The 1,072-nt window shown below is 73.0% G+C and carries 1 protein-coding gene and 1 pseudogene; one reads left to right on the top strand and one right to left on the bottom strand.

The features are described 5' to 3' along the window. Positions 1-614, bottom strand: a 614-nt coding sequence (locus H5J30_RS35250) for a response regulator transcription factor (RefSeq protein ID WP_181791861.1), incomplete at its 3' end; no start/stop codon positions are given. A 347-nt stretch (positions 615-961) separates the two neighbouring features. Here H5J30_RS35250 and H5J30_RS37270 point away from each other — a divergent pair. Further along, positions 962-1,072, top strand: a pseudogene (locus H5J30_RS37270) (DNA-binding response regulator); the annotation flags it as partial.

Raw genomic sequence — 1,072 nt, 5'->3', positions numbered from 1 at the left:
TCAAGGCGTGAACCCACCCCGAGCTTCATCAGCACCCGCTGCACGTGCGTACGGGCCGTGCTCGCGGCTATGCGCATCCCCTGCGCGATGAGCCGCGTGTCCTCGCCCTCCGCCACCCGAACGAGGACCTCCACCTCCCGCGGCGTCAGCATCTGGAGCAGCCGCGCGCCCTCGTCGTCGGGCTCGGCCGCCGGGTTGAGCAACTCGGTGAACGCGCTCTGCAGCAGCTGAGGAGCCACCGCCGCCTCCCCGGCCCGCGCCTTGACCAGCGCACGCTCCACGCCCTCGATGCGCTCGTCGTGCCGTACGTACCCGGAGGCACCCGCGGCGAACGCCGCCGCTATGCCCCGCGGGTTCGGCACCGGGCCGAGCACCACCACCGCTATCTGCGGACGCTCCCGCTTGATCCGCAGGACAGGGTCGAACGCCCCGGGTGCGGCCGGGGTCGCCGTGCCCAGCAGGCACACCTCAGGTCCTCTGCTCACCACCAGCTCCGCGGCGCCCGCCGTGGGCGCGGCCGCGGCCAGCACCCGGTGCCCGCGCAGCTTGAGCGCGGACGCGAGAGCCTCGGCGAGCAGGCGGTGCTCGTCGACCACGATCAGCCGAACGGCCATCTCGCCTCCCCCCGGGGGTCTACTGCCCCGGCAACGTACAGCCTTACCGCTCCCGGGCCCGCCGGAACTCCGGAATCCATCCCCGACGGGGCCGTATCCGGCCGGTTTCTACTCCGCGTGGCGAACTCGCCACGGAAAGTTGGCCGTTGGGCTTCCCTTGTCGGTCCCGCGCCCTACGCTGTGGGGGCAGCACCGGTGGGGGCCGGTGCTCGTTCAGGGGGCGAGAGACGCGGGTACGGCGCACGGGGCGGGGTAGCTATGGGACGCGGCGGCGGCCGCTGCTCAGGCAGGCGCTCCACGCTCGGCGCACCGCTCTCCGCAATCCGCGAGTTCTGGTAGTACGCGACATGGGGGTGTCCGTGGTTCGGATCCGGGTCCTGGTGGCCGATGCCCACCGCGTGTTCGCCGAGTCGCTGGCCGCGGCGCTGGCAGCAGAGCCGGATGTCGACGTGCTGCCG

This window comes from Streptomyces phytophilus, from assembly GCF_013870535.1.
GTDB classification, from domain to species: Bacteria; Actinomycetota; Actinomycetes; order Streptomycetales; family Streptomycetaceae; genus Streptomyces; species Streptomyces phytophilus.
This window is presented reverse-complemented; position numbering and strand designations above follow the sequence as displayed.